This window comes from Burkholderia sp. ABCPW 11 (assembly GCF_001523445.1).
Classification (GTDB): Bacteria; Pseudomonadota; Gammaproteobacteria; order Burkholderiales; family Burkholderiaceae; genus Burkholderia.
Map to the genome: position 1 here is coordinate 1 of NZ_LOVM01000035.1, position 1,277 is coordinate 1,277.

Annotated in this window: 1 protein-coding gene and 1 other annotated feature; the gene reads left to right on the top strand. The window is 59.7% G+C overall.

Annotated features, from left to right (window positions below; translation table 11 throughout):
* Nucleotides 1–52 precede the first annotated feature (52 nt).
* A protein-coding gene (locus WS61_RS15925) for an IS3 family transposase (protein ID WP_095211748.1) occupies nt 53–1,275 on the top strand; the annotation gives its coding sequence in 2 pieces (ribosomal slippage) (nt 53–329 and nt 329–1,275; 1,224 coding nt in all).
* Nucleotides 319–435: a sequence feature (AL1L pseudoknot), on the top strand. Its footprint overlaps the gene before it by 117 nt.
* Nucleotides 1,276–1,277: the final 2 nt, after the last annotated feature.

Sequence of the window (1,277 nt, forward strand, 5' to 3'; positions counted from 1 at the left end):
CCTGAACCGCCCCGAGTTTTGTGGAGGCTCCAACTCTTGAGAGAATGGAGCCATGAACAAGAAGCCAAGCAAGTTTTCCCCGGAAGTCAGAGAGCGCGCAGTGCGCCTGGTACGCGAGCAGCGTAGCGAGCCGGCAGTCGAATCGATTGCGCCGATGATCGGCTGCACGCCGCAGACGCTGTTGGATTGGGTTAAGCGCGACGAGGTCGACCGTGGAGAGCGCGATGGCGTGAGTACGGCCGAGCGTGAACGCATCAAAGTCTTAGAGCGCGAGGTCAAGGAGCTGCGCCGGACCAACGAGATTCTCAAACTGGCGAGCGCATTTTTCGCCCAGGCGGAGCTCGACCGCCGTTTCAAGTCCTGAAGGCCTTCGTTGATCAGCATCGCGACACCTCCGGGGTCGAGCTGATCTGCAAGGTCTTGCGGATTGCCCCGTCGGGCTACCGACGCCATGCAGCACAACTTCGCGATCCGTCGAAACGCTGCGCCCGCGCGAAACGCGATGAGCTTTTGCAACCGGAGATCAAGCGTGTCTGGCAGGCCAACATGCAGGTCTATGGCGTGCCGAAGGTCTGGAAGCAGATGAACCGAGAAGGCATTGCGGTGGCACGCTGCACGGTCGGACGGTTGATGAAGCTGCAGGGCTTGCGTGGCGCAGTTCGCGGTAAGCGTGTTCGCACGACGATTCCCGAGGTGACCGCACCGCGCCCGCTGGACCGAGTCAACCGGCAGTTCAAGGCTGACCGACCGAATCAGCTCTGGGTGTCGGATTTTACGTATGTCTCGACATGGCAAGGCTGGCTGTACGTGGCATTCGTGATCGACGTGTTTGCCCGCCGTATTGTTGGCTGGCGCGTCAGCTGGTCGATGACCACGGACTTCGTTCTGGATGCACTCGAACAAGCGCTGTACGCCCGCCAACCGGGTGAGGACGGGACTTTGATTCATCATTCCGACAGAGGATCTCAATACGTCAGCATCCGCTACAGCGAACGGCTGGCTGAGGCCGGCATCGAGCCGTCTGTCGGCAGCCGGGGCGACAGCTACGACAATGCGCTGGCCGAAACGATCAACGGCCTGTACAAGACGGAACTGATTCATCGGCGCTCCCCTTGGAAAACGAGGGAATCCGTCGAACTGGCAACGCTGGAATGGGTGGCCTGGTACAACCATCATCGACTGATGGAACCGCTCGGCTATATCCCGCCTGCTGAGGCTGAGGCAAACTACTACAGGCAACTCAGAAATGCCGCTGACGTGCCTGAATTAACTTAAAC